Raw genomic sequence first — 26,156 nt, forward strand, 5'->3', positions numbered from 1 at the left:
CGCGATCAGCCTTCACGGCGATTCGGCGAGGGTTTATTGTCAGGTGATTCGCGACGCTTCCGGCCCGAGAGGGGATCAGAGAGGCGCGTTTCAGGGCGGTCTTGCATTCAGGCGGCGGAGAGGACCAAGACATGCCGGGGCAAAACCCGCACGGAGCGGGATCGGCCGTTTCCGGCGGCCACGACGATTCGGGGCCGATCGGCTCAGCCACCCAGGGCGGGCGCCTTTCATGGCGTGCCCGTGCGGCACTGTTCCTGGCCAGTTCAGCACTTGCCTATCCGCTGGCCAGCGCCGTGGCGCATGCCGAGAACGCCGCCGTGGCGACCGCCGGCCTGTCGATCAGCACAGTCGAGGTCATGCAGCTTGCGGTGTTCGTCGGCGTGACGGGCGCGGCGCTTCTGTCGGCCATCGTTCTCATCCGCGAACGGGCTCGTACCTCGGCGGAAAATGTCGAACTGAGAAGCCGCGTCGCCGACGTCAACGCGGCACTGCGCCGTTCGGAAGCGCTGCTCAATCTGCGCGACCAGCGTGTGGTCGTCTGGGCTTCGGAAAACAAGAAACCCGAACTCATCGGCACATTGCCGGTCGAAAGCGGAGCGCCCGAGGAGCGGGCGGCATTTCTGGCCTTCGGCCGCTGGCTGATGCCGCGCTCGGCGGCGGCGCTCGAGCATGCCATCGCGGGCTTGCGCGAAAAGGCCCGGCCCTTCGACCTGGTCATCGAATCGCAGGCCGGCGCTCCGCTCGAGGTGCATGGCCGCAAGAGCGCCGCGCATATACTGGTGCGGTTTGTCTCGCTTTCCGAGACCCAGCGCAGCCAGGCCAGGCTGAAGATCGACAACCAGCGGCTGGCCGCCGACCATGACATGATGATCGGCCTGCTCGAGGCGCTTAAGATGCCGGCATGGCTGCGCGACGAGCACGGGCGCCTGAAATGGGTCAACCGGGCCTATGCCGACGCGGTCGAAGCCGAAAGCGCGGAAGCCGCGGTCCGCGACGCCAAGGAATTCCTCGGCGGCCAGGCGCGTGAGGCAATCGACACCCAGCACAAATCGCATCCGGTCTTCGAGCAATCGCTCTCCACTGTGATCGAAGGCGACCGCCGCGTCTTCGCGGTGACCGACTTCGCCGGCCCGGACGGTTCGGCCGGGCTTGCCTGCGACACCAGCGCCATCGAGACCATTCGCGGCGAATATGAGCGGACGGTGCGCAGCCATGCCGACACGCTCGACCAGCTCAACACCGCCGTCGCCATCTTCGACACTGACGAGAAGCTGCGCTTCTTCAACCAGGCCTTCCAGAAACTGTGGGGCCTGGACTCTGGCTTCCTGCTCAGCGCGCCCGACAATGCGCTTTTGCTCGACCGGCTGCGCAGCGAAGGCAAGATCGCCGAGCAGCCCGAATGGCGCCGCTGGAAGGAAGGCCTGCTCGGTGCCTACCGCGCGGTGGAATCGCAGGAACATTGGTGGCATCTGCCTGATGGCAAGACCATCCGCGTCGTCGCCAACCCGCAGCCCAAGGGCGGCGTCACCTGGGTGTTCGAGAACCTGACCGAAAAGATGGACCTGGAAAGCCGCTATCGCACCGCGGTGCGGGTCCAGGGCGAGACGCTCGACAATCTCGCCGAAGGCGTGGCGGTGTTCGGCCCCGATGGGCGGCTCCGCCTGTCGAACCCGGCTTTTGCCACGCTGTGGGGCCTGAGCACGGAAGCCGCCAAGCCCAATGTGCACGTCTCGACGATCCGCGATCTCAGCGACAGGCAGGCGGTCGACAGCCCCTGGCCCGGCTTCGTCGCTGCCATTACCGGTTTCGACGACGAACGCCGCGAACGCCACGGCCAGACCGAGCTCAACAATGGCATCGTGCTGCGCTACGCCGTGATTCCGCTGCCCAACGGGCAAGTGATGATGACTTTCGTCGACGTCACAGACAGCGTGAATGTCGAACGCGCGCTGAAGGACAAGAACGAGGCGCTGGAAAAGTCCGACCAGCTCAAGAACGACTTCGTCCAGCACGTGTCCTACGAGCTGCGTTCGCCGCTGACCAACATCATCGGCTTCACCGAACTGCTTTCCGTGCCGACGACCGGACCACTGAATCAAAAGCAGCGCGAATATGTCGAGCATGTCAGCTCATCCTCCTCGGTGCTGCTGACCATCGTCAACGACATACTCGACCTCGCGACCGTCGATGCCGGCATCATGCAGCTCGACATTTCCGAGGTGCATGTCGACCGCACCATCGCGGCGGCAGCGGAACTCGTCGCCGACCGGCTGCAGGAACATTCGATCCGGCTCGAGGTCGATGCCGCCGCTGCGCCGAAGACGTTCCACGGCGACGAGACCCGCATCCGGCAGATCCTCTACAATCTGCTCAGCAACGCCGCCAATTACGCACCGGAAGCCAGCACCATCCGGCTCGCCTGCCGCCATCTGGCGGACGGGGTGGAGTTCTCGGTTCATGACGACGGTCCAGGCATGCCGCCGGATGTGCTCGATTCAGTGTTCCGCCGCTTCGAACCGCGCACCAATGGCGGCCGCCGGCGCGGCGCCGGGCTCGGCCTGTCGATCGTCAAGAGCTTCGTCGAACTGCATGGCGGCCACGTTCGCATCGAAACCGGCAAGGACAAGGGCACCACCGTCATCTGCACCTTCCCCGACATGCCGGGCATTCGCGCCGCGGCCGAGTAGCGCGCTCGATGACGGGACCCGTGCTGGAGCGTTTGCTCGCGGATGAGACACAGACCTCGCGGCTGGGCGAGGATCTGGCGCTGTCCCTGCGTGCCGGCGACGTGCTGGCGCTCAAGGGCGATCTCGGCGCCGGCAAATCGACATTGGCGCGGGCGCTGATCCGAGCGCTGGCGGACGATGCCGGCCTCGACGTGCCGAGCCCGACCTTCACCCTGGTGCAGAGCTACGACACGCGCATTCCGGTGCACCATTTCGACCTCTACCGCCTGGCCTCGGCAGCCGAGCTCGACGAACTCGGCTTCGACGAAGCGCTGACGCAAGGTGCCGCTCTGGTCGAATGGCCTGAGCGGGCCGAAAGCTATCTGCCGAAGACGACGCTTTCGATCGAACTCGTCCAGCATGGCGAGGGCCGGCTGGCCCGGCTGTCGGGACAAGGGCCAGCCTTCGACCGCGCGGCGCGGTCGCTGGCGATGCGCGGTTTCCTCGAGACTGCCGGCTGGGGCGAAGCGAGGCGGCGCCATTTCATCGGCGACGCCTCCGCCCGCTCCTATGAGATCGTGACGCTTGCCGGCCAGGAGCCGCGCGTGCTGATGAACTCGCCGCGGCTAGTGCTCGGCCAGCCCGTGCGCGGCGGCAAACCCTATGCGGTCATCGCCCACACTGCCCAGTCGGTCTCGGCTTTCATCGCGATCGACTGCGCCTTGAAGGCCGGCGGTGTCAGCGTTCCGGAAATCCATGCCGAGGACCAGGACCAAGGCTTCCTGCTCATCGAACATCTCGGCTCCGAAGGGTTTCTCGGCAAGGACGGCGAGCCGGTGGCCGAGCGCTATGCGGCGGCGGCCGAACTGCTAGCCATGATGCATGGTAAGACCTGGCGGCAGCACCTGGAAGCCGGCCCGGGCAGGTTCCACGACGTGCCGCCCTTCGACCGCGATGCGATGATGATCGAAGCCGATCTGCTGGTCGACTGGTATGTGCCGGCGATATCGGGCGGCCCGGCCAGCGACGATCTGCGCATTGGCTACGCCAGGGAATGGAACGCGCTTTTCGACCGGCTGCAAGGCAGCGAATACACGCTGATGCTACGCGACTTCCATTCGCCGAACATCATCTGGCGTGGCGAGCGCGCCGGCCATGACCGGCTGGGCATCGTCGACTTCCAGGACGCTCTGATCGGGCCCTCAGCCTATGACGTCGCTTCGCTCGCCATGGACGCCCGCGTCACCATAGCGCCTGAGATCGAAAAGCAGACGCTGGATGCCTATGTCGCGGCGCGTCATGCAGCCGGCGCTTTCGACGAAGCAAGCTTCGTGGAGGCCTATGCAATCATGGCCGCGCAGCGCAATTCCAAGATCCTCGGCATTTTCGTGCGCCTCGAAAAACGCGACGGTAAACCTTATTATTTGAAGCACCTGCCGCGCATCCGCGACTATCTGCGTCGGGCGCTGTCCCACCCGGCGCTTGCCAGCCTGCGGGATTTCTACAATACGCACGGCTTGCTTGAGGAACGAACGCTGTGACAGCAAGACCGGACACCGCCATCGTGCTCGCCGCCGGGTTCGGCAAGCGCATGCGGCCGATCACCGATACGATCCCCAAGCCGCTGGTCAGGATCGCCGGCAAGACCTTGCTCGACTGGGGCCTCGACAGCCTCGCCGCCGCCGGCGTCGCCAAGGCGGTGGTCAACGTCCATTATCTGCCCGATCAGATCGTCGCCCATGTCGCGGCGCGCCACGAGCCCCGCATCATCATTTCCGATGAGAGCGACCGGCTGCTCGATTCCGCCGGCGGCATCGTCAAGGCGCTGCCGGAATTGGGCCAAAAACCGTTCTACATCCTCAACGCCGACACGTTCTGGATCGACCATGGTCCGCTCAATCTCGGCCGCCTCGCCCTTGCATGGGACGCCGCGAAAATGGATATTCTGCTGATGCTGGCGGATCTCCATCAGGCGACAGGACACTGCGGGTCAACCGACTTCCTGGTTGCGCCGGATGGTGCCTTGCGGCGTTCAAAGGGCGATCCGGCTGGCCTGATCTATGCCGGAGCGGCGATCATCCATCCGCGCCTGTTCAAGGGCGCATCGGTCGAACCGCATTCGCTCAACGCCTATTTCGATAGAGCTATTGCCGCCGGCCGGCTGTTCGGCATGCCGATGCACGGCCACTGGATCACCGTCGGCACGCCCGATGCCATCCCGCAGGCGGAAGCAGCGGTTGCCGGCGCGCTAACCGAGTCGCAATGAGCGGCTCGAGCCGCGTTTTCTCTATCCCCCCCGGAGCGCCGTTTCTGCCGACGCTGGCCGAGGCGCTGCTGGCCGGCCACCTTGTCCCCGGGTTTCGTTTCGATGGCGATCCGCTCAGCTTAGCCGACGTCACCATCTATGTGCCGACGCGCCGCGCCGCGCGCGCCTTGCGCGGTGTCTTCGTCGACAGTTTGACGGCACGCGGCGGCGGCGGTTCGGCGATCCTGCCGGTCATCCGTCCGCTCGGCGAGTTCGACGAGGATGAGGCCGCGTTCGACGCCGAGCCGGCGGCGGCGATCGATCTCGCGCCACCGATTTCCGCAACCGAACGCCTGCTGCTGCTGACGCCACTGGTACGCGCGTGGAAACGCCGGCTGCCGGAGCATGTGGCGAAGCTCTTCGCCGAGGAAATCGTCATCCCCGCCTCCACCGCCGACGCGATCTGGCTGGCGCGCGATCTCGCCGGGCTGATGGATGAGATCGAGACGGAAGGCACCGACTGGGCGAAGCTTGAAGGCCTGGTGACCGGCAACCTGGCCGGCTGGTGGCAGGTGACGCTCGAATTCCTCGGCATCGTCACCGAGGCCTGGCCGAAATTCCTGAGCGAGAGCGACCGCTCCAATCCGGCCGCGCATCGCAGCGCGCTGATCCGCTCCGAGGCGGCACGGCTGCGGCACAATCCGCCGGCCGGACCGGTCATCGCCGCAGGGTCGACCGGCTCCATCCCGGCCACGGCGGAACTGCTTGCCGCCATCGCCCGCTTGCCCGGCGGCGCCATCGTACTGCCCGGGCTCGAGCGGACGCTAGACGAAGGGTCCTTCCAGGCGCTTGTCGCTCCCGGGGCGCGCCCTGCGGTGCTTGGCCACCCGCAATATGGCCTGGCCAAGCTGATCGGCAAGATCGGCGTGCTGCGCGGCGATGTCGAGGAACTCGGCCCGCCCGAGCCGCGGCTGGCGCGACGCGCCGCGCTTGTCGGCGAGGCGCTGAGGCCGGCTGAGACCACCGAATTGTGGGCCGAGACGCGCAGCGGGTTTTCGGCGTCCGATATTGCCAGCGCCTTCGCCGAGGTTACGCTGCTGGAAGCCGCCAGCGAGCGCGATGAAGCGGTTGCCATTGCCGTCGCGCTCAAGCAGGCTGTCGAACAGCCCGGCCAGAGGGCGGCTCTGGTCACCGGCGACCGTGCGCTGGCACGGCGTGTCTCAGTCGAACTCAAGCGCTTTGGCGTCGTCGCCGATGATTCCGGCGGCACGCCGCTCGCCAACAGCCCGGCGGCCAGCCTGCTCCGGCTGGCGCTGGAAGCGGTGTTCCGGCCGGGTGATCCTGTCGGCCTGCTATCGCTGCTCAAGCATCCCCTGCTCGGCCTCGGCCTCGAACGCGCCGCTGTGCGCCACGCTGCGGAACTGGTCGAACTGGTGGCGCTGCGCGGCGGCACCGGCCGTCCAGACATAGTTTCGCTGCCGGAATTGTTCGAGGCTCGACTAACGGGCCTGGGCGACGACAGCCGGCCGCCCTTCTGGTTTTCCCGTCTCACAGTGCGCTCCATCGAAGATGCGCGGAGTTTGCTCGCACGTCTCACCCAAGCGCTGGCGCCGCTTTCGGCGTTTCGCGTCCAGACGGATGCCGACCTTGCCGCGCTGGTCAAAGCCAGCGTCGTGGCCCTGGAAAATCTCGGTCGTTCCGCCGATAGCGGCCTGGGCGAGCTCTATGCCGGCGACGCCGGCGAAAAGCTCGCCGAATTGCTGCGCGGGCTGGTCGCCGCTTCGGCCCCGCTGTCGTTGGCGGCCAGCGAATGGCCCGACGTGATGGACGCGCTGATCGCACCCGAAACGGTCAAGCCGGCGCAAGGCACAGACCGGAACATCGCCATCTGGGGCGCGCTGGAGGCGCGGCTGCAGGATGTCGACACGCTGATCATTGGCGGGCTCAACGAAGGTGTGTGGCCGCGCAAGCCGGAGAGCGACCGCTTCATGTCGCGGCTAATGAAGACCGGCATCGATCTCGAACCGCCGGAGCGGCGCATCGGCCTTGCCGCGCACGATTTCCAGATGGCCATGGGCGCGAGACACGTCGTATTGGCCCGTTCGGCGCGATCCGGCGACGCACCTGCGGTGCCATCGCGCTGGCTTCAGCGCCTCTTGACCTTCATCGGCAGCGATCAGGCGGCAGCGCTGCGAAGGCGCGGCGACGAGCTGCTCGCCTGGGCACGCGCGCTCGACACCGGACCGAAGCAGGATTTCGCGCCGCGGCCGCAGCCGAAGCCGCCATTGGCGGTGCGCCCGACGCATTTCTCGGTCACCGAGATCGAGACGTTGCGCCGCGACCCCTATGCCGTCTATGCAAGGCGGATTCTGGGCCTGATGCCGCTCGATCCGCTGATCCGCGACCCCGGTGCCGCCGAGCGCGGCACGCTGTTCCACGCGATCCTGCACCTGTTCTCGTCGCGCGTTGCCGATCCGCGCGCGCCCGACGCACTGGCCGGCCTCATTGCCGCCGGCCGCGCTTGCTTTGCCGAAGCCGCCCTTCCGGCCGATGTCGAGGCGGTATGGTGGCCGCGCTTCGAAAAACTCGCCGCCAACATCATCGAATGGGAGCGCACGCGTGCCGATGCCGTGGTCCGGCGCCATGCCGAGGAAAGGGCGGGAAAGACGGTTGTCGGCCAGTCCGGCGTAACGCTGTCCGGTTATGCCGACCGCGTCGATCTGCTGGCCGGCGGCATGGCCGATATTTTGGACTACAAAACCGGTTCTTCGCCCTCCAAAGCGCAGGCGCACACGCTGCTGGCGCCACAGCTGGCGCTGGAAGGCGCGCTGCTGAGGCGCGGCGCCTTCAAGGATTTGGGCGCGCGCGAACCGTCGCAACTGGCGTTCGTGCGGCTGAAGCCAAATGGCGAGGTGTTCGAGGAGTCCATCCTTGAACACAACCGCCAACCAAGGACCGCCGCCGATCTTGCCGAAGAGGCCTGGGCGCGGCTGGAAAAGCTTTTGATCCACTATGCCGATCCGGCGACCGGCTATCTCTCTCGCGCGCTGCCGTTTCGCGAAGGCGAGACCGATGGCGACTACGACCATCTCGCCCGGGTGCTCGAATGGTCGGCCGGCGGCGATGCCGGCGACGAGGGAGGGGAGGCATGAAGAAGGCCTATCCCATCCCGAGCGACACCGCCAACAGCCAGGCCCGCGCCGCCGACCCCCAGAATTCGGCCTGGGTGTCGGCCAATGCCGGCTCCGGCAAGACCCATGTGCTGGCCCAGCGCGTCATCCGGCTGCTGCTCAACGGCACAGATCCCTCGAAGATCCTGTGCCTGACCTATACGCGCGCCGCCGCCGCCAACATGTCGAACCGGGTCTTTTCCACGCTGTCGGACTGGACGGTGCTCGGCGATGCCGATCTGGCGGCGAAGATCGAGGCGCTCGAAGGGCGGCGGCCTGACCGTGACACCATGCGCCGGGCGCGGCGCCTGTTCGCCGAGGCGCTGGAAACGCCGGGCGGGCTGAAGATCCAGACCATCCATGCCTTCTGCGAATCCGTGCTCCACCAGTTCCCGCTGGAGGCCAACATCCCGGCCCATTTCGAGATGCTCGACGGCCAGATGGAGGCATCGCTTTTCGCCGCCGCGCGCCGCGAGATGATTTCCGGCACGGCTGCTGGCAACCCAGATCTGGCCGACGGCTTCGCCACCGTGCTGGAGCGCGGCGGCGAAGCCGGCTCGATGCCCTGCTCGGCGAAATCGTGCGCAAGCGCGACGGGTTGCGTCATTTCCTGGACGCGGTCGGGCGCGACGGCTTCCAGCCTTTGTTCGATGAGTTCCATTTCCGCCCTGGCCAGACCGCCGAAGGGATAGCAGCATCGGTTTGGCCGCTGCCTGGCTTCCTGCCCGACTATTTTGCCGGCTTTGCCCAGGCCGCCGAATCCACCGACGCCAGATCGGTGCTGAACAACATCCTGCCTTATGCGCGTCAGGCCTTTGCCGAGAGCGATCCTGTTCGCCGCCTGCAACTGCTCGCCAGAGCCTTCCTCAAGACCGATGGCGATCCTTACGACCCGGCAAAGGCCTTCAAGAAGGCTCTGACCGACCGACTGCCCGATCTGGCCGAGCGCTATGTCTCGGCGGCTAAAGCCATCATTGAAACCGTCGACCGGCTGGCGCTGTTTCGCATGCTGGAAGGTACACGCGCGGCGCTGACCATCGCCGACTGGCTGATCGCCCGCTACGAAGTGCTGAAGCGCGGCCGCGGCTTTCTCGACTTCAACGATTTGATCACCCGCACCGTCAACCTGCTGGCGCGGCCCGATGCCGGCCCCTGGGTGCAATACAAGCTCGACCAGGGCATCGACCACATCCTGCTCGACGAGGCGCAGGACACCAGTCCGGATCAATGGGAAGTGGTGAAGCGGCTGGCGGAGGAATTTTTTGCCGGCTTCGGCGCACGCGACCGGGTCCACCGCACGGTCTTCGCCGTCGGCGACGAGAAGCAGTCGATCTATTCCTTCCAGGGAGCCGCGCCGGACTCCTTCGCCGACAGCCGGCTGCTGTTTGCCGGACGGGTCCGCGATGCCGAGGCGTCCTTCGCCGACCTCAAGCTGACCTGGTCGTTCCGCTCGACCGACGATGTGCTCGCCGCCGTCGACCGCGTCTTTGCCGACCCGATCGTGCGGCGCGGCATCAGCCATGACCCCGATCCACTGAACCATAAGGCGATCCGCACCGATGCGCCGGGCTATGTCGAGGTCTGGCCGTCGATCGGCGCCGATGTGGTCGACGAGCCCGACGACTGGACGCAGGCGATCGACCACGCCCATGCGCCGGCGGTGCGCGTTGCCGAAAATGTGGCGGCCACCATTGCCGGCTGGATCGGCAAGGGCGAAATCATCGAGGGCCGCGGCAAGCGGCTGCGGCCGGGCGACGTGCTGGTGCTGGTGCGCAAACGCGACAGTTTTGTCCACGCGCTGACGCGGGCGCTCAAGCGCCGCGACATTCCGGTCGCCGGCGCCGACCGGCTGAGCCTGCCAGGCCATATCGCCGTCAAGGACCTGATCGCGCTCGGTCATTTGCTGATCCAGCCGCAGGACGATCTGTCGCTCGCCGCCGTGCTGCGCAGCCCGATCTTCGACCTGCCGGAGGAGGCGCTGTTCACCCTCGCCGCGCAGAGGCCGCCCGGCCTGTCGCTGGCCGCGTCGCTGCGCCAGCAGGCCAGCGAAAGCGAAGCCCTCGCTAAGGTCGTCACCCAGCTTGATCTCTGGGCTGATGAGGCCGCTTTCAAGCCGGTGTTCGAGTTCTATGCCGGCCTCTTGGCGCGTGACGGCGTGCGGCGAAAAATGATCGCGCGACTCGGTCCGGAAGCCGGCGATATTCTTGATGAATTCCTGAGTTTCTGCCTGGCCGAGGAACGGACCGGCCTGCCCGGGCTGGAAGCCTTCCTGTCGACGCTGGAAAATGCCGGCCCCGAGATCAAGCGCGAGATGGACCAGACGCGCGACGAGGTCCGCGTCATGACCGTGCACGCCGCCAAGGGCCTGGAGGCGCCGGTGGTGTTCCTGGTCGATGGCGGCTCCGCCCCGTTCAGCGACCAGCATCTGCCGCGGCTGATGCCTTTCAACGGCTCGGGCCGAAACTTTGACGGCAAGGGCTATCTCTGGCGTTCGGCCAGCGATGTCGCCAACGGCTTTTCGAAGGCGGCGGCGGCGCGGGCACGGGAACTTGCCGACGACGAATACCGCCGTCTGCTCTATGTCGGCATGACCCGCGCCGAGGACCGGCTGATCGTCTGCGGCTATCACGGCAAGCGGGCGCCGAACACCGGCACCTGGCATTCGATCGTCAGCCGCGCATTGACCGGCGCGACGGAAAGCGAACAGCGTGCGCATCCCGCCGGCGGCGAGCCGGTGCACCGTTTCCATGTCACCAAACTGCCGCCGGTCGCGCCGAGCGCCGGCGAACAGGCGCGGCAGGCCGATGCTTTCGGTCCGTTGCCGGGAACCCTGTTCCGGCTCTTGCCGCCCTTCGAGGACCTGCCGCGGCCGCTGTCGCCTTCCGGCGCCTCGGCGCTGATCGACGAAGGCAAGGAAGCGGTCGTCGACAAGGCTTCGCCAGTGCTGGACGCCGATGCCGAGCCAGGCTTTGCCGTCTTGCGTGGGCTCGCCCTGCACAAATTGCTGCAGATGTTGCCCGGCATTGCCGAGGATGTTCGCCATGACGCGGCTGAGCGTTACCTGGCGCGGGTCGGTGCAGATTGGCCCGCGTCAGAGCGGGAAAAGGCCCTGGCGTCGGTCACGACCATCCTGGCCGACTCGCGCCTCGGCCAATTGTTCGCGCCGTCCTCGCGTGCCGAGGTGGCGATCATGGGCAGCCTGGAAGTCAGGGGCAAAATGCGCTCGATTTCCGGCAAGATCGACCGGCTGGCGGTGACGGCGGACACGGTTTCGATCGTCGACTACAAGACCAACCGGCCGGCGCCCGCCTCTCTGGCCGAGGTTCCGCCGGCCTATCTGCTGCAGCTGGCGCTCTATCGCGCCCTGCTCAAGCCGCTGTATCCCGGGCGGGATGTCAAGGCGGCCCTCTTGTTCACCGAAGCGCCACGGCTGATCGAACTGCCGGCCCGGGCCATGGATGACGCCCTTGCCCGACTCACAGGAGCGTGACACAAGACCTGCTTGAAGAAGGGCGCGACAGCCACCACATTTGGTGCGACAAAGAACTCTCGAAAGGAATTTTCCGCATGGGTGCTACCGTCAAGGTCGACAAGAACAATTTCCAGGCCGACGTGCTCAACGCCAAAGAGCCGGTCGTGGTGGATTTCTGGGCTGAATGGTGCGGCCCGTGCAAGATGATCGGCCCGTCGCTGGAAGAGATCGCCAACGAGCTCGGCGGCAAGGTTAAGATCGCCAAGCTCAACATCGACGAGAACCCTGAGCTTGCCGCGCAGTTCGGCGTGCGCTCAATCCCGACGCTGATGATCTTCAAGGGCGGCGAAGTGGCAGACATGAAGGTCGGCGCCGCGCCGAAGACCGCGTTGTCGCACTGGATCAATGGCAGCCTTTGATCCAACTGAACTTCCCGATATCAAAAGCCCGGCCATCGCGCCGGGCTTTTTGTTGGCGTCATCGCTAACCCACTCTGGCCCTCACATCGGGGCACGCCATGTCTTCTGCTGGCAGCAGAAACAGGGAGAGCGACATGACCGGATCCGCCAAGGCCACCGTCTTCATCGACAATGAGCGCGTCATCGTCACCGAGTACCGCTTCCAGCCGGGCGACAATACCGGCTGGCATCGCCACGGCCACGACTATGTCGTGGTGCCGCTGATGGACGGCAAGCTGAAGCTGGTTACCAAGGACGGCGAAACCTTTGCCGAGATGAAGAAAGGGGCGCCCTATTTCCGCAAGGAGGGCGTCGAACACGACGTCGTCAGCGCCAATGACGGCGAATACGCGTTCATCGAGATCGAGCTGAAGTAATGCGCCGTTGAACGCTGATGGTGTGCTGGAAACCCATCACGGGGATGGCGCGCCATCATCTGCCATCTTGATGGCAGACACGCATCGGTCTATATCTCTCCAAAAGGGAATTTGAAATGGCCGAACCACAGCTCTCAGTCCGCAGCGCGAAAGCACGTGAACTGGCTCATAGGCTTGCTCGTCGCGAGAACCGCTCGATCGCCGACGTGGTCGAACGCGCGCTTGAATCCTACGAGATCCGGGAAGCTGGCCGCGAACCCGCCTCAACCTTCTATGCCAGCCTGACCGCAAGCAGTGGCGTCGACATCGATCTGGAGAAAGTTATTCGCGGGGGTCGCGAGGTTCATCCAGGAATTGAGCTTTGATTTTCGTCGATACCAACGTGATTTCGGAGTCTCTTAAGAAGGCGCCGGATCCAGCCGTGCTGGCGTGGCTTGTGCGCAATGACGCCGAACTGGCCCTTCCCACAGTGACAATTGCTGAAATCGCCTTCGGTATTCAAAAGATTCGACCCGACGAGCGTGCGGATCGGCTGGAACAGGGACTTTCCCGATGGCGGCATCGATTTGCCGGCCGGATTTTTGGACTGACGGAAGAGGCTGCCTTGGCTTACGGCGAGATCATGGGCGCCGCGACGCGCCAAGGTCGCGGCATGTCGGCTCCCGATGGCATGATCGCGGCGATAGCGCGCGTGAATGGAGGCCGGCTGGCAACGCGCAATCTCAACGACTTCGCTCCGGCCAAGCTTGAGCTGATCTCGCCTTGGGATTTCTAGAGCGGTTCGCATTTAGGTTGACTTGTATCCGGCGCTTTCGATGTAGTTGTTACATTCATTTGAGGTGACGACGTCGAGGGTGCTGGCGATGGCGCTGTGTACGGCCTGGATGCTTCGCTTGGCGGCACGTCGCATGCAGTGCTTGAGCTTGGCGAAGAGCTTCTCGATTGGATTGAGATCTGGACTGTAAGGCGGCAGGAAGAAGAGCCGCGCACCGGCGGCCCTGACGATGTCGCGGACGGCTTGGCCCTTGTGAGATCCGAGATTGTCGAGAATGACGATGTCACCCGGCTTCAGGGTCTTGATGAGTTCGGTTTCGACATAGACACGGAAGGCCTGCGCATTGATGGGTCCGTCAATGACCCAAGGCGCCTCTACCCGATCATGCCGCAGTGCGGCGATGAAGGTCATCGTCTTCCAATGACCATATGGCGCGTGAGCCATCAGCCGCTTGCCGCGCACACCCCAGCCGCGCAACGGCGCCATGTTGGTCTTGACCCACGTTTCATCCAGGAAGACCAGGCGCGTTGGGTCAATGCGGGTCTGATAGCGCATCCATTGCGTCCGCCGACGCATCAGCTTTGGCTTGAGTTGCTCAGCCGGCAGAACGGTTTTTTTTAAAACTCTTGCCCTCGCGATGCAGGAAGCGACCGACGCTGGCAGGGTGGATGATGAGACCCCGGTCAGCCAGTGCGGCCGTCAATTCATGAAGCGTTATGTTGGCATCCCGCTCGACCTCGCTCAGGACGAAGGCACGATGCTCCCCGTCAATCAGATAGGGTCGATGACCGCCCATCTTGCCGGGTGCCGCACTGCCCAGCCGACGCTTGCGCGCCGCCCACTTGATCACGCTCGAAACTGCCACCTTCAGTGCCGCGGCCACCTCTCGGCTCGTCTCGCCTTCTTCAAGGCGAGCCAACGCCCGTTCCCGCAAATCCATCGAATAAGGCTTGGCCATCTGTCCCGACCTCCAACGGTCAGAACATCGAATCTGATTTGCTCAGTCTTGGGAATCCCGATTCAGACAAAACGCGAACCGCTCTAGAGCATGTCGATAGCGTTTCACCGTTTCATGGAAACGGCGAACCGCTCTAACTCTTTGTTTTGACGCAATTCCCAAAGGGAAAGCGCTACGCGCTCTTCCCGGGAAATGGAATGCGCCCTTCGGAGCGGACAGCTTGACTAAGCAGAATTGACTTGGAAGCCGGGCTTTCGAAAGATGGAAGCCATGACTGCACATCGCGCGCACAGCATCGAGTTCAAACGTCAGGTAGTGCAAGAGTTCCTCTCCGGCGAGACGCTTCATGGTCTGGCCAGGCGGCACGAACTAGCGCGTAACCTGATCCGTATCTGGGTCCAGAAATACGAGGCCGGCGCCTTCGACGAGGATGTAGCGGCGGCCGAGACGATGCAGACCTATGAGGCTCGGATCGCCGCGCTGGAGCGGCTGGTAGGCCGGCAAGCCTTGGAAATCGAGTTTCTAAAGGGGGCTCTGAAAAGCGCACCACGTCCCAGAAGCGGGCCTACATCCGTGATCACCGCCCCGCGGTGTCTCCATCGCTGAAGGATGCCGGCTGATGGGGATCGCGCGATCAACCTACTACGATCAGCCCGAAACCGCCGTGGATGACACAGCGCTCGTCGAGACGATGGGTGAGATCTCCGACAGCTTCGAAGCCTACGGCTATCGCCGCATGCAGGCGGCGCTGCGGCAGAGCGGCATTGTCGTGAACCACAAGAAGATCAGACGATTGATGCGCGAGCATGATCTGCAGCCCAGGATCAGGCGACGCTTCATCGCCACCACGGACAGCAATCATGAATTGCCGATCTTCCCGAACCTGGCGAAGGACGTGACACTCGATGGCCCGAACCGGCTTTGGGTAAGCGACATAACCTACGTGGCGATTGCGGCAGGCTTCGTCTACGTCGCGGTCATCTTGGATGCCTGGTCCCGCAAGGTCGTTGGTTACGCCATCGGCCGTTCGATCGACGCGCGCTTGACCGTTGCAGCATTGAAGGCGGCAATCGAACGGCGAAAGCCGCCGCCGGGCTGCGTCCATCACTCGGATCGAGGGGCGCAATATGCCGCGCTCCTCTATCGCAATCTTCTCGCCGAGCACGATCTTATTGGATCGATGGGTCGGCGCGGCAATCCCTACGATAATGCCAAAGCGGAAAGCTTCATGAAGACGATGAAGGTCGAAGCCATCTATCCGATGGCCTATGAAACCTTCACCGACGTCGCTGAGGACCTTCCCCGCTTCATTGATGAGGTCTACAACACCCGCCGATTGCATTCAGCGCTCGGCTATCTCAGCCCGCAACAGTTCGAAGACCAACACGCCCGGAAGATGGTCAAAACTGCCGCTTGATCCTGTCCGCTCCGAGGGGCGCACTCCAAAAACCGCTCACACTTTTCCTGGAATTGCTCTAGTCACCAGTCGGCGATCCGGTCACCGCCGATGAACTGCGCGCTTTTGTCGGTGTACTCGAACAGCTCGATCTTCACGCCGTTGGGCTCGCGGATCCAGGCCTGAAAGGTGTCGTCGCACGCGTGCTTCTTGGCGGTCACGTCGATGCCCTTTGACTTGATATGAGCGATCGCGGCGTCGATGCCTTCGACTTCCAGGCAGAAATGGTTGATCTGGTTGAGCTCGCTGTAGGTGGTGGCATCCTTCTGGAACACCTCGACATGGCTGCGGCCGCCGCAATCGAGGTAGAAGCCAAAAATCCTGCCGTCGCGCAGAAAATTGAACCGCGTGTCCAGCCCGAGCACATCGCGGTAGAAGCTTCGCGTCGCTTCCAGATCATGCGCGAAAATGCAGACATGGGCGAGCTGCTTTACCTTGATCATCACAGGCTCCCTGCGTTGGTCGTCAAGCGTTTAGAGCGTTTCACCGTTTCATGGAAACGGCGAACCGCTCTAACTCTTTGTTTTGACGCAATTCCGGACGGAAAACCGCTCACACTTTTCCTGGAATTGCTCTAGGTCGGCGGCGTGCCGTTCTCGGCCAGCACCGCCCCGGCCAGATAGAGCGACCCGCCGATCAGGATGCGCGGCGCCGGGCCATCCCAGGTGTCTCGCAGTAGCATCAGTGCGTTGGCGACGGAACTCACCGGCTCGGCAGTCAGCCCGGCGTCCGTGGCGCGGATCGCCAGTTCGTCGTTCGGCACGCCGGCATCGCTCAGGCTCACCGGCACGGTGTAGACATGCCGGACGAGGCCCTTGAAGGCGCGGAAATAGCCGCTCTGATCCTTGGTGTTGATCATGCCCGAGATGAGGAAGAGCGGGCGCGGGTTCTTTCCTCCTGCTCGGCCAGCGCTTCGGCGATGACCACGCCGGCGCCCGGATTGTGGCCGCCGTCGAGCCAGATGTCGGCGCCCTTCGGCGCCAGCTCCGCCAGCCGGCCCTGTGCCAGCTTCTGCATGCGGCCAGGCCAGGCGACACTAGTCATCGCCTTCTCGGCGGCGCGATGGCTGATCTCGAAGCCGGCCGCCTTGACCGCGGCGATCGCTGCCGCCGCATTGGCGAACTGATGGCGCCCAGGCAGGCGCGGCGGCGGCAGGTCCATCAGGCCGTCCTCGTCCTGGTAGACCATGCGGCCGTTTTCCTCGAAAGCGAGGAAATCCTGGCCGTAGACGAAGGTCGGGCATTCCAACCGCTCGGCGGTCTCGATCAGCACCTGCAGCGCCGTCTCGCTCTCCTGCGCGCCGATGACCACCGGGCAGCCGCGCTTCATGATGCCGGCTTTTTCGGCCGCGATCAGTTCGACGCGGTCGCCGAGATAGGCTTCGTGGTCCATCGATACCGGCATGATGACGGACACGGCGGGCCTGGCGACAACATTGGTGGCGTCGAAGCGGCCGCCGAGACCGACCTCGATGATGGCGGCTTCGGCCGGATGTTCGGAAAACAGGATGAAGGTGACGGCGGTGAGGATTTCGAAGACGGTGATCTTCTGGCCGTCATTGGCCTTGGCGACACGGGCAATAGCCTCGGCGAAGGTCTCATCGTCGACCAGTTTGCCGCCGCCTTCGGCGGCCAGCCGGTAGCGCTCGGCCCAGTTCACCAGATGCGGCGAGGTGTGGACATGGACAAGGTGGCCAGCGGCTTCAAGCAGCGCGCGGGAAAAGGCGGCGCAGGAGCCCTTGCCGTTGGTGCCGGCAATATGAATGACCGGCGGCAGCAAGTCCTGCGGATTGCCCAGCCGCTCCAAGAGCCGCGTGATGCGGTCGAGCGAAAGGTCAAAACCTTTCGGATGAAGCGCCATGAGGGCTTCGATTTCGCGGTCGGCAGCGAGCGTTGTCATGACAGAATCCTGGCGCACGGCCCGGGGACCAGAATCAATTCCGGAATGGCCATGGCAATCAAAAGGCTACAGCGCGCCATGGACATGACGCAATCACTGTTCGCGGCGGTCAAAGTCGTGTTTTGTGCATGTCGTTTTCCCAAAACCGAGGTCACTTTTGGGCGACATGCACAGTGTCGCGTCAGGCCTGCGGCCTGGCTTCAGCAGGGATCACCGACGGCGGCAGGATTTCCGGCTCCAGCGGTTTTTCCGCCTCCGGCATCTTGAGCAGCATCTTCAGCAGGCGCGCGATCGTGGCCCGCATCTCCAGCCTGGACACCACCATGTCGACCATGCCGTGCTCCATCAGATATTCGGAGCGCTGGAAGCCATCTGGCAGTTTTTCACGGATGGTCTGCTCGATGACGCGCGGGCCGGCAAAGCCGATCAGCGCGCCAGGCTCCGCAATGTGCACGTCGCCCAGCATGGCGTAGGAAGCGGTGACGCCACCGGTGGTCGGATTGGTCAGCACGACGATATAGGGAAGACCGGCTTCCTTCAGCCGGTCGACGCCGACCGTGGTGCGCGGCAGCTGCATGAGGGACAAATACCTTCCTGCATGCGGGCGCCGCCGGAGGCGGCGAACAGGATCAGCGGCCGCTTGCGCTGCAAGGCGACTTCGAAACCATGCACGATGGCGTCGCCCGCCGCCATGCCGAGCGAGCCGCCCATGAAGGCGAAGTCCTGCACTGTTACCACCACCGGCAGGCCCTCGACGGTGCCCAGTGCGTTGATGATCGCGTCTTCGAGGCCGGTCTTGGCCTTGGCATCCTTCAGCCGGTCGACATAGCGCTTCTCGTCACGGAATTTCAGCGGATCCTGCATGACCTTGGGATTGTCCAGGGTCTCGTACTTGCCGTCATCGAAAAAGAATTTCAGCCGCTCCTTGGCCGAGATCTTCATGTGGTGGCCGGACGACGGGATGACGAACTGGTTGGATTCCAAATCCTTGTGGAACACCATTTCGCCGGTCTCCGGATCCTTGATCCAGAGATTCTCGGGCATGTCGGTGCGCCGGCCGAGCATCGAATTGATCTTCGGGCGAACGTAATTGGTGATCCAGTTCATCGCTTCGGCTCCTGTCCTGACGAAGAGTTGGGTAAAGAGGTAGGAAAACTATTCGGCAGCAGCAAGGCGGGCCGAGCGCACGCCTTGCGCCAGGCCGCTGACAAGCGTGGCAACGGCCTCGGCCGGGTCGGCGGTCTTTTCGCCCTTCGGCCCCAGCACATTGGCGACCGCATTGACGATTGCCGTGCCGACGACGACGCCATCGGCATTGGCGCCGATGACACGCGCCTGCTCGGCGGTCTTGACGCCGAAACCGACGCAGACCGGCAGGTCGGTGTGGCCCTTGATACGGTTGACCGCCGCCGCCACCTTGCCGGTGTCGGCCAGCGCCGAGCCGGTGATGCCGGTCATCGACACGTAGTAGACGAAGCCCGACGTGTTCTGCAGCACTTTCGGCAGCCGCTTGTCGTCGGTGGTCGGCGTCGCCAGGCGGATGAAGTTGATGCCGGCTTTCAGAGCCGGAATGCAGAGTTCCTCGTCCATCTCCGGCGGCAGGTCGACGACGATCAGCCCATCGATGCCGCTGGCCAGAGCGTCTTTCAGGAAGCGGTCGACGCCGTAGATGTAGATCGGGTTGTAGTAGCCCATCAGCACGATCGGCGTTTCATTGTCACCGGCGCGGAACTCGGACGCCATCTTCAGCGTCTTGACCAGCGTCTGGCCGCCTTTCAGCGCCCGCAGGCCCGCCGCCTGGATCGCTGGGCCATCTGCCATCGGATCGGAAAACGGCATGCCGAGTTCGATGATGTCGGAGCCGGCGCCGGGAAGCGCCTTCATGATCGACAAAGACGTGTCGTAGTCGGGGTCGCCGCCCATGAAATAGGTGACGAGTGCCGGGCGGCCTTCGGTCTTCAGCTTCGCCATGCGGCGGTCGATGCGGGTCGTCATGTCTGGCCCTTTGGACAAATTTTGCTCATAATCAACTCCCAAGTCGAAACTGTCCAAAGGGCCTAGATCTCCATGCCCAGCATCGAGGCCACTGTGTGCACGTCCTTGTCGCCCCGGCCGGACAGGTTGACGATGACAATCTGGTCCTTGTCCATGGCGGGTACGATCTTCACCGCGTGCGCGATGGCGTGCGCCGATTCGAGCGCCGGAATGATGCCTTCGACGCGCGTCGTCAGCTTGAAGGCTTCCAGTGCCTCGTCGTCGAGGATCGGCACATATTCGACGCGGCCTGAGTCGCGCAGCCAGGAATGTTCCGGGCCGACGCCGGGATAGTCGAGGCCGGCCGAGATCGAATGGCCGTCCATGATCTGGCCGTCGGAGTTCTGCAGGAGATAGGTGCGGTTGCCGTGCAGCACGCCGGGCGAACCGGCATTCATCGAGGCGCAATGCTCGATGCCGTCGAGGCCACGCCCGCCGGCCTCGATGCCGATGATCTTGACCTCCTTGTCATCAAGGAAGGGATGGAACAGGCCGATGGCATTCGAGCCACCGCCGACAGCGGCGATGATGGTGTCGGGCAGCCGGCCTTCCTGTTCGAGGATCTGCGCGCGCGCCTCGGTGCCTATGACCGACTGGAAATCGCGCACCAGCTCCGGATAGGGGTGCGGGCCGGCGGCGGTGCCGATCAGGTAATAGGTGTCCTCGACATTGGTGACCCAGTCGCGCAACGCCTCGTTCATGGCGTCCTTCAGCGTGCCGTGGCCGGCAGTGACCGGCCGCACTTCGGCACCGAGCAGCTTCATGCGGAACACGTTGGGGCTTTGGCGGGCAACGTCGGTGGCGCCCATATAGACGACGCAGGGAAAGCCGAAGCGGGCAGCGACGGTGGCGGACGCCACACCATGCTGGCCGGCGCCGGTCTCGGCGATGATGCGCTTCTTGCCCATGCGCTTGGCCAGCAGGATCTGGCCGAGGCAGTTGTTGATCTTGTGCGAGCCGGTGTGGTTCAGATCCTCGCGCTTGAAATAGACCTTTGCGCCGCCCCCGAGGCCCTTCGCCGAGGAAACCTCACGAAGATGCTTGGTCAGGCCTTCGGCGAAATAGAGCTTGGACGGCCGCCCGGCATAGTGGGTCGAAAGATCGGTCAGCTCAGCCCGGAAATCCGGATCGTTCTTGACCTCGTTCCAGTGCCGCTCCAGGTCGAGGATCAGCGGCATCAGCGTTTCGGCTACGAAACGACCGCCGAAAATGCCGAACATGCCCTGTTCATCGGGTCCGGTGCGGAAGGAATTGGGCGTCGCCGGCTGGTCCATCGCCGATCTCCTAAATCTTATGTTTTGAGCATGTCCTTGTCGGAAAACCGTTCCCATTTTTCCGGGACATGCTGCCTATCTAGTTCTTGAGCATGTCCTTATCGGAAAACCGGATTCCACTTTTCCGGGACATGCTCTGGTTAAGCCCACTCAGGCGGCGCGGTCGTCACGTGCTGCCCGGACGGCCCGGAAAAACTGTTCGATCAGCGCCGGATCCTTGACGCCCGGCGCGCTTTCCACACCGGACGAAATGTCTATTCCGGGCGGGTTCGCAAGCCGAAGGGCATCGCCGATATTGGCGGCGTTGAGCCCACCGGAAAGCATGTAATCGACGCCGGCGTCAAGGCCGGCAAGGATGCGCCAGTCGAAGGCGACGCCATTGCCACCCGGTAACTGTGAGCCCTTCGGTGGCTTGGCATCGAACAGGAACCGGTCGGCAACGCCGATGAGCGGCTTGATCCGGTCGAGGTCGGCAGCCTCGCTGAGCGGCAATGCCTTCATCGCCGGCAAGCCGTAACGGTCCTTTAGTTCGGCCACCCGTTCGGGTGTTTCCGAACCGTGCAACTGCAACATATCGGGTTGCATGGCCGTGACGATCTCGTCCAGGAAGGCGTCGCTGGCGTCGACCGTGACAGCAACCGCCAAGGCCTTGCCCCGCGCCGCTTCACGCAGCCGTCCGGCTTCCGCCGGCTCGACATAACGCGGGCTTTTCGCGAAGAAAATAAAGCCGACATGGCTGGCGCCGCCGGCCAAGGCCGCGGCCATTGCCTGGTCGGTCTTCAAGCCGCAGATTTTGATGTCGAGCGCCATGGCGCGGGAATTGACATGAAATCGCGACAGAGTCGAGAAAAAGCATGCTGTTTGCCGGCAACGCCAAAGGCGCTACCTATTGATGGACGGGATTCGAATGACAGCATGCCGGGCGGGAGAACGATCATGGCCGACAGAACGGTTGCCGAACTCAAGCAGAAGGTCGCGCAGGCGCGCGAGGTCATCGCGCATCTGATGGACAAGGCCGCCTTCAACGGCGCCGAAGCACACCGGGCGCTGGATTATTTCGGCGGCGATGACTTCGACCGGAATTTCTTGCCCTGGCCGCATCATGGCGATGAAGGCTTGCGGCCGGAAGAGCTCAATGCGGCGAATGACGACTGACTACTCAAACACGATCGCCTGCAGCGCGCCGCCATTGCGCTTCAGCCAATCCTTGCAGCGGTCGGTGTCGGGGCAGAGTTTTTCGCACAGTTTCCAGAATTTCGGGCCGTGGTTCATCTCCTTGAGATGCGCCACTTCATGCGCGACGAGGTAGTTGATGACCGGCTGTGGCGCCATCATGATGCGCCAGGAAAAGGACAGATTGCCCTCGGAGGTGCACGAGCCCCAGCGGCTGGACGTGTCCTTGTAGCGGATCGCCTTGGCACGCTTGCCGAGCGCCTCGGTGTGTTTGATCACCAGCTTCTCGATCTCCTTCTTGGCCTCGCGCTTCAAGAAGTCGGCGATGCGGCGCGGCAGGTGTATCCGGTCGCCATGGACGATCAGCAGTGGCCCACGCTCGTCGCGCGACACGGTGACGGTGCCGCGCTTTGACGGCTCATGGACGATGCGGTGCGGCACGCCGCGGATCGGGATCTTGATGCCCGGCCGCACCTGCGGGCGCGTCGGCACCTTGGCCAGGCGCTGCTCCAGCCAGTCCTGATGGCGGTCGAGGAACCTGTCCACCTCGCCGCGGCGCAGGCCGGGTGGCACGGTGATGCGCAGGCCCTGGCCGCCGGAATCGATGCGCAGCGTCAGGCGCCGTGCCCTGGCGCTCTCGACGATCTTGAGCGGCAGGGTGCGGCCGGCGACGCAATATTCGCGCTCCACGACGGGCGTGGCCTTGGGCTTCGTCAGATTGCGAAAGAATCCGATGGTCATGGCGGGACGATACGCGATTCGAGAAAAACGACTAGAACAAAAAGAAACGGCGCCGCTCAAGCGACGCCGTTTTTTTCACGATCGGGCCTGTCGCTCGGCCTCAGTCGTCAAGCAGATTCGAGCCCTTGCCACGCTTGGTGGGGGTCGTGCCGGTGCTCGGATCGGTCTTCGCCGGCGCGGTCGACTTGTTGCGCTTCGCCATGAAGCGGTCGAACTCGTCCTGGTCCTTGGCGCGACGCAGTTCGCGGGCATAGTCGTCGAACTCGGTCAGCATGTCGTCGAGCTTGCGACGTTCCTCGGCGAGGCGCTCAAGCTCCTTTTCGCGCCAGTCGTCGAAAGCGACGTTGCCGGTGCGGGCGGAGCCATTGCCCCAGCGCGCAGCCTTGTCTGAACCGCGGCGGCAGCCGGCGAAGATGCCGTCGGTCGCGCGGTTGACGTCACGCTTGAAGCCGTCGAGCCGGTCGCCCCAGATGATGTAGGCAAGCATGGCGAAGCCGAGCGGCCAGAACACCATGAAGCCGATCACCATCAACGCGATGGTTGCCGGCGTCCAGGCCGGGCGGATCAATGCAGATGTGTTCATTTTCTCCCATTCCTTCGGTTGGAGACAGCCAAGACTGGCTGCGTGGAATCGAAATGGGAAGGCAAAAACGGCGATTCAAGACAAGGTCCGCCAAAACCGGACAAGGGTCTGAAATGATTATCGCTTTTTGAGCCTGTCGAGGAAAAGCATGACCAACCCGGCAATCAGCCCCCAGAATGCGGCACCGACGCCGAACAGGGTCAGCCCCGAAGCGGTGACGACGAAGGTGACGGTGGCGGCCATGCGGTCGGCCTCGTCCTTCAGCGCGATCGCCAGCGCATTGGCGAGCGACGCCATCAGCGCAAGCCCTGCCACCAGCACGATCAGGCTCTGCGGCAGGACGGCGAAGATCGCCACCAGCGAGGCGCCGAAAATCGCGAAGATGAGATAGGCGAGCGCATAGAACGGCCCGGTCTTCCAGCGCTCGGCGGGGTCGGGATGGACGTCCGGCCCGGTGCAGATCGCCGCCGAAATCGCCGCCAGGTTGGTGGTCGAGCCGCCGAACGGCGCCGACAGCAGGGAAAACAGGCCGGTGACGCCGATCAGCGGGCCGGGCTCCGGGTGGTAGCCGGCGGCGCGCAGCACCGCGAGGCCCGACAGGTTTTGCGAGGCCATGGTGACGAGATAGAGCGGCAGCGCCAGGCCGATCAATGCCTTGGCGGTGAAATCAGGCGCGATCAGCGTCAGCGTCGACAATTCCGGCGTCGGCAGGCCACCGACACGGCCGGTGAGAAACGCGGCCAGACCGCCGCCGATCAGCACCGACAGCACCGACAGCGCCGGGTGGAACAGGCGGATCAAGAAGAAGGCCGCGATCAGAGGCAGGATCAGCCAGGGATCGACGGGAATGGTCTTGACCGCATTGAGGGCGAAGGTGACGACAATGCCGGCCAGCATGCCTGAGGCGACCGAGGGCGGTATCCTGGAGATCAATTGCGTCAACGGCCGGAATAGGCCGGTGGCGATCAACAGGATGGCGGTGACGATGAAGGCGGCGACGGCCTCGCCGATCGAAAAGCCGGTCGAGGCTGCCATCAGCGCCAGACCCGGCGTCGACCAGGCGGTGATGACAGGCATTTTCGTGCGCCAGGACAGCCACAGGCTCTCGATCGCCATGGCCAGGCAAATGGTCGTCACCCAACTCGCCGTCTGAATTTGCGTCGCGCCGACCGCGTGGGCGGCGGCAATGACGATGGCCAGCGTACCGCCGAAGCCGACGATGGCCGCGACGAAGGCCGAGATCGGAATGGAAAGGCGCATCGTCACCTGCCCCGCCCGGCCATGTCGCCGACCGCCCGCACCAGCATGTCGAGATCCTGCGGCCGCGACAGGCGGTGATCGCCGTCGGGAATGAGCGACAGCGTGACATCGTCGGCCGGCAGCAGGCTGACCAGTTTCAGAGCGTGGCTCGACGGCACGTCCGGATCGGCCAGGCCCTGCACGATGTGGACCGGGCAATGGGTGTCGATCGGCCCGGTCATCACCCGGTTGGCTCGCCCGTCCTCGATCAGCGCGCGCGTGTAGATGTAAGGTTCCGCGGAATAGTCCGACGGCTCGGCGAAGAACCCCTTTTCGGCGAGGGCGCGCTTCTGCGCGGCGGTCAGCGCCGGTTCGACCAGCTCAGAGGTAAAATCCGGCGCCGGCGCCAGCAGCACCAGGCCGACGACATTGGTGTCGCCCGCCTTGCGCAATTCCTGCACCATGCGCAGCGCGATCCAGGCGCCCATTGAGGAGCCGACCAGGATCTGATGGCCCTTGGCAAACTTCCGGAACACGGCAAGGCTTTGCGAAAGCCATGTCGAAATCGTGCCGTCGGCAAAGGCGCCGCCGGATTCGCCATGGCCGGAATAGTCATGGCGCAGGAAGGCGCGGCCCTCTTTTGCCGCCCAGTCCGACAGCGTCTGCGCTTTCGTGCCCAGCATGTCCGACTTGTAGCCGCCGAGCCAGACAATGCCCGGCGTCAAACCGGCGCTATGGCGCAGCGCGATGCGCGATCCATCGACATTGAGAAAGGTTGGGGGGAGAAGGTCGGGGGCGTGGCGGTCATGGCTTTTTCCTCGGGCCCCTCTTCTGGCACGGCGTTCTTGTGGCACAGCCAGAGGCGTGGCGAAAAGTGCTCGCGCTGCTTCTTTGTTTGGTGCAGGCGGTGATCAGGGTGATTTTCTATCAATGCTGTGCTATTGACTCCGCCCGCGCGCTCACCACATTGGCGCGTCCACGCATCAAGACTGACAAATCCTGAACGAAACGGCCAAGGAGACCACGACCATTCGCAGACCTTTCAAAGCAGCGGCGCCGACCAAGGATGGGCCGCGCTCCAACCGTGACATCCGGGTTCCCCGGGTCCAGCTTATCGACGCCGAAGGCCAGAACCGCGGCGATGTTTCCATCAACGACGCATTGCTGCTCGCCGAAGAGGCGGGGCTCGATCTCGTTGAGATATCGCCCAATGCGGTGCCCCCCGTCGTAAAGATCCTCGATCTCGGCAAGTTGAAATACGCCAACCAGAAGAAGGCGGCCGAGGCGCGCAAGAATCAGAAGGTCATCGAGATCAAGGAGATCAAGATGCGCCCGAACATCGACAGCCATGACTACGAGACCAAGATGAAGGCCGTCAGGCGCTTCTTCGAGGAAGGCGACAAGGTCAAGCTGACGCTGCGCTTCCGTGGCCGCGAGATGGCGCATATGGAACTCGGCATGCAGCTTCTGAACAAGGTGCGCGAAGAAGTGGCGACCATCGCCAAAGTCGAAGCGGAGCCGAAGCTCGAAGGCCGCCAGATGATGATGGTGCTGGCGCCGCGCTAAGCAGACTCCGCTCGCTTCGCCGGGCGTCGTCTGCTCAGCTTCCCGATTGTCGCAGGTTCCCACGGCAGAA

The 26,156-nt window shown here is 64.1% G+C and carries 21 protein-coding genes and 3 pseudogenes; 13 read left to right on the top strand and 11 right to left on the bottom strand.

What is annotated here, in order from left to right:
• The first annotated feature begins 131 nt into the window (after nt 1-131).
• The 9 genes and pseudogenes from AC0V8S_RS02130 (at nt 132) to AC0V8S_RS02170 (ending at nt 13,163) form a co-directional block, all read left to right on the top strand.
• Nucleotides 132-2,687 carry a sensor histidine kinase gene (locus AC0V8S_RS02130; protein ID WP_475436678.1) on the top strand — a complete coding sequence of 852 codons (2,556 nt, stop codon included), beginning with the start codon at nt 132-134 and terminating at the stop codon, nt 2,685-2,687.
• Nucleotides 2,688-2,695: 8 nt separating this feature from the next.
• Nucleotides 2,696-4,207, top strand: a complete 1,512-nt coding sequence (gene tsaE / locus AC0V8S_RS02135; protein ID WP_475436679.1) for a tRNA (adenosine(37)-N6)-threonylcarbamoyltransferase complex ATPase subunit type 1 TsaE — start codon at nt 2,696-2,698, stop codon at nt 4,205-4,207.
• Complete coding sequence (locus AC0V8S_RS02140; RefSeq protein WP_475436680.1) at nt 4,204-4,932, top strand: nucleotidyltransferase family protein; 729 nt, start codon at nt 4,204-4,206, stop codon at nt 4,930-4,932. The genes tsaE and AC0V8S_RS02140 overlap by 4 nt, the downstream gene beginning before the upstream one ends.
• Nucleotides 4,929-8,063: a double-strand break repair protein AddB gene (addB, locus tag AC0V8S_RS02145; protein ID WP_475436681.1), complete on the top strand. Its 3,135-nt coding sequence runs from the start codon at nt 4,929-4,931 to the stop codon at nt 8,061-8,063. Before AC0V8S_RS02140 ends, addB begins: the two co-directional genes overlap by 4 nt.
• Nucleotides 8,060-11,571, top strand: a pseudogene (gene addA / locus AC0V8S_RS02150) (double-strand break repair helicase AddA). Before addB ends, addA begins: the two are co-directional and overlap by 4 nt.
• Nucleotides 11,572-11,648: 77 nt before the next feature.
• On the top strand, nt 11,649-11,972 hold the full coding sequence (gene trxA / locus AC0V8S_RS02155) for a thioredoxin (protein WP_096452785.1): 324 nt from the start codon (nt 11,649-11,651) through the stop codon (nt 11,970-11,972).
• 134 nt (nt 11,973-12,106) lie between these two features.
• Nucleotides 12,107-12,388: a cupin domain-containing protein gene (locus AC0V8S_RS02160; RefSeq protein WP_292867255.1), complete on the top strand. Its 282-nt coding sequence runs from the start codon at nt 12,107-12,109 to the stop codon at nt 12,386-12,388.
• Nucleotides 12,389-12,504: 116 nt separating this feature from the next.
• Nucleotides 12,505-12,753: a type II toxin-antitoxin system VapB family antitoxin gene (locus tag AC0V8S_RS02165; RefSeq protein ID WP_475436682.1), complete on the top strand. Its 249-nt coding sequence runs from the start codon at nt 12,505-12,507 to the stop codon at nt 12,751-12,753.
• Nucleotides 12,750-13,163 (top strand): PIN domain-containing protein, encoded by a 414-nt coding sequence (locus tag AC0V8S_RS02170; RefSeq protein WP_475436683.1) that lies wholly within the window; start codon nt 12,750-12,752, stop codon nt 13,161-13,163. The genes AC0V8S_RS02165 and AC0V8S_RS02170 overlap by 4 nt, the downstream gene beginning before the upstream one ends.
• A gap of 12 nt (nt 13,164-13,175) precedes the next feature.
• On the opposite strand, the gene AC0V8S_RS02175 is transcribed toward AC0V8S_RS02170, so the two are convergent.
• Nucleotides 13,176-14,121 (bottom strand): IS630 family transposase gene (locus AC0V8S_RS02175; RefSeq protein ID WP_183458765.1). Its coding sequence is split into 2 segments (ribosomal slippage): nt 13,176-13,781 and nt 13,783-14,121, totalling 945 coding nucleotides; the frame shifts between segments, so codons are not numbered across the junction.
• Between the two features lie 270 nt (nt 14,122-14,391).
• Here AC0V8S_RS02175 and AC0V8S_RS02180 point away from each other — a divergent pair.
• Nucleotides 14,392-14,727, top strand: a complete 336-nt coding sequence (locus tag AC0V8S_RS02180; protein WP_475436684.1) for a transposase — start codon at nt 14,392-14,394, stop codon at nt 14,725-14,727.
• Between the two features lie 13 nt (nt 14,728-14,740).
• Entirely contained in the window at nt 14,741-15,538 is a 798-nt protein-coding gene (locus tag AC0V8S_RS02185; RefSeq protein ID WP_142878503.1) for an IS3 family transposase, read from the top strand.
• Between the two features lie 62 nt (nt 15,539-15,600).
• Here the strand turns inward: AC0V8S_RS02185 and AC0V8S_RS02190 are convergent, their stop codons facing one another.
• The 6 genes and pseudogenes from AC0V8S_RS02190 to AC0V8S_RS02215 form a co-directional block, all read right to left on the bottom strand.
• A complete protein-coding gene (locus AC0V8S_RS02190; RefSeq protein ID WP_475436685.1) occupies nt 15,601-16,020 on the bottom strand; it encodes a VOC family protein in 420 nt (139 codons plus the stop codon).
• A gap of 131 nt (nt 16,021-16,151) precedes the next feature.
• Nucleotides 16,152-17,476 (bottom strand): annotated as a pseudogene (locus AC0V8S_RS02195) (bifunctional folylpolyglutamate synthase/dihydrofolate synthase).
• 181 nt (nt 17,477-17,657) lie between these two features.
• Nucleotides 17,658-18,583, bottom strand: a pseudogene (gene accD / locus AC0V8S_RS02200) (acetyl-CoA carboxylase, carboxyltransferase subunit beta).
• Between the two features lie 48 nt (nt 18,584-18,631).
• Entirely contained in the window at nt 18,632-19,471 is an 840-nt protein-coding gene (trpA, locus tag AC0V8S_RS02205) for a tryptophan synthase subunit alpha (protein ID WP_010912924.1), read from the bottom strand.
• 62 nt (nt 19,472-19,533) lie between these two features.
• Nucleotides 19,534-20,784, bottom strand: coding sequence for a tryptophan synthase subunit beta (trpB, locus tag AC0V8S_RS02210; protein WP_183464856.1), 1,251 nt, complete (start codon nt 20,782-20,784; stop codon nt 19,534-19,536).
• A 150-nt stretch (nt 20,785-20,934) separates the two neighbouring features.
• Entirely contained in the window at nt 20,935-21,594 is a 660-nt protein-coding gene (locus AC0V8S_RS02215; protein ID WP_475436686.1) for a phosphoribosylanthranilate isomerase, read from the bottom strand.
• A 126-nt stretch (nt 21,595-21,720) separates the two neighbouring features.
• Between AC0V8S_RS02215 and AC0V8S_RS02220 the strand changes: the two genes are divergently transcribed.
• Nucleotides 21,721-21,939, top strand: a complete 219-nt coding sequence (locus AC0V8S_RS02220) for a hypothetical protein (RefSeq protein ID WP_095200738.1) — start codon at nt 21,721-21,723, stop codon at nt 21,937-21,939.
• Here AC0V8S_RS02220 and AC0V8S_RS02225 read toward each other — a convergent pair whose 3' ends face one another.
• The 4 genes from AC0V8S_RS02225 to AC0V8S_RS02240 all read right to left on the bottom strand — a co-directional run bounded on the left by AC0V8S_RS02225 (nt 21,940) and on the right by AC0V8S_RS02240 (nt 25,245).
• A complete protein-coding gene (locus AC0V8S_RS02225; protein ID WP_183464854.1) occupies nt 21,940-22,698 on the bottom strand; it encodes a M48 family metallopeptidase in 759 nt (252 codons plus the stop codon).
• Nucleotides 22,699-22,798: 100 nt separating this feature from the next.
• Nucleotides 22,799-23,281: a DUF2852 domain-containing protein gene (locus tag AC0V8S_RS02230; RefSeq protein WP_027047647.1), complete on the bottom strand. Its 483-nt coding sequence runs from the start codon at nt 23,279-23,281 to the stop codon at nt 22,799-22,801.
• Nucleotides 23,282-23,398: 117 nt separating this feature from the next.
• Nucleotides 23,399-24,541, bottom strand: coding sequence for a benzoate/H(+) symporter BenE family transporter (locus AC0V8S_RS02235; protein ID WP_183464853.1), 1,143 nt, complete (start codon nt 24,539-24,541; stop codon nt 23,399-23,401).
• 2 nt (nt 24,542-24,543) lie between these two features.
• Entirely contained in the window at nt 24,544-25,245 is a 702-nt protein-coding gene (locus tag AC0V8S_RS02240; RefSeq protein WP_244661940.1) for an alpha/beta hydrolase, read from the bottom strand.
• A 304-nt stretch (nt 25,246-25,549) separates the two neighbouring features.
• Here AC0V8S_RS02240 and infC point away from each other — a divergent pair, with 304 nt between their 5' ends.
• Entirely contained in the window at nt 25,550-26,086 is a 537-nt protein-coding gene (gene infC, locus AC0V8S_RS02245; protein WP_010912915.1) for a translation initiation factor IF-3, read from the top strand.
• Nucleotides 26,087-26,156 lie beyond the last annotated feature (70 nt).

This window comes from Mesorhizobium oxytropidicola, assembly GCF_056174625.1.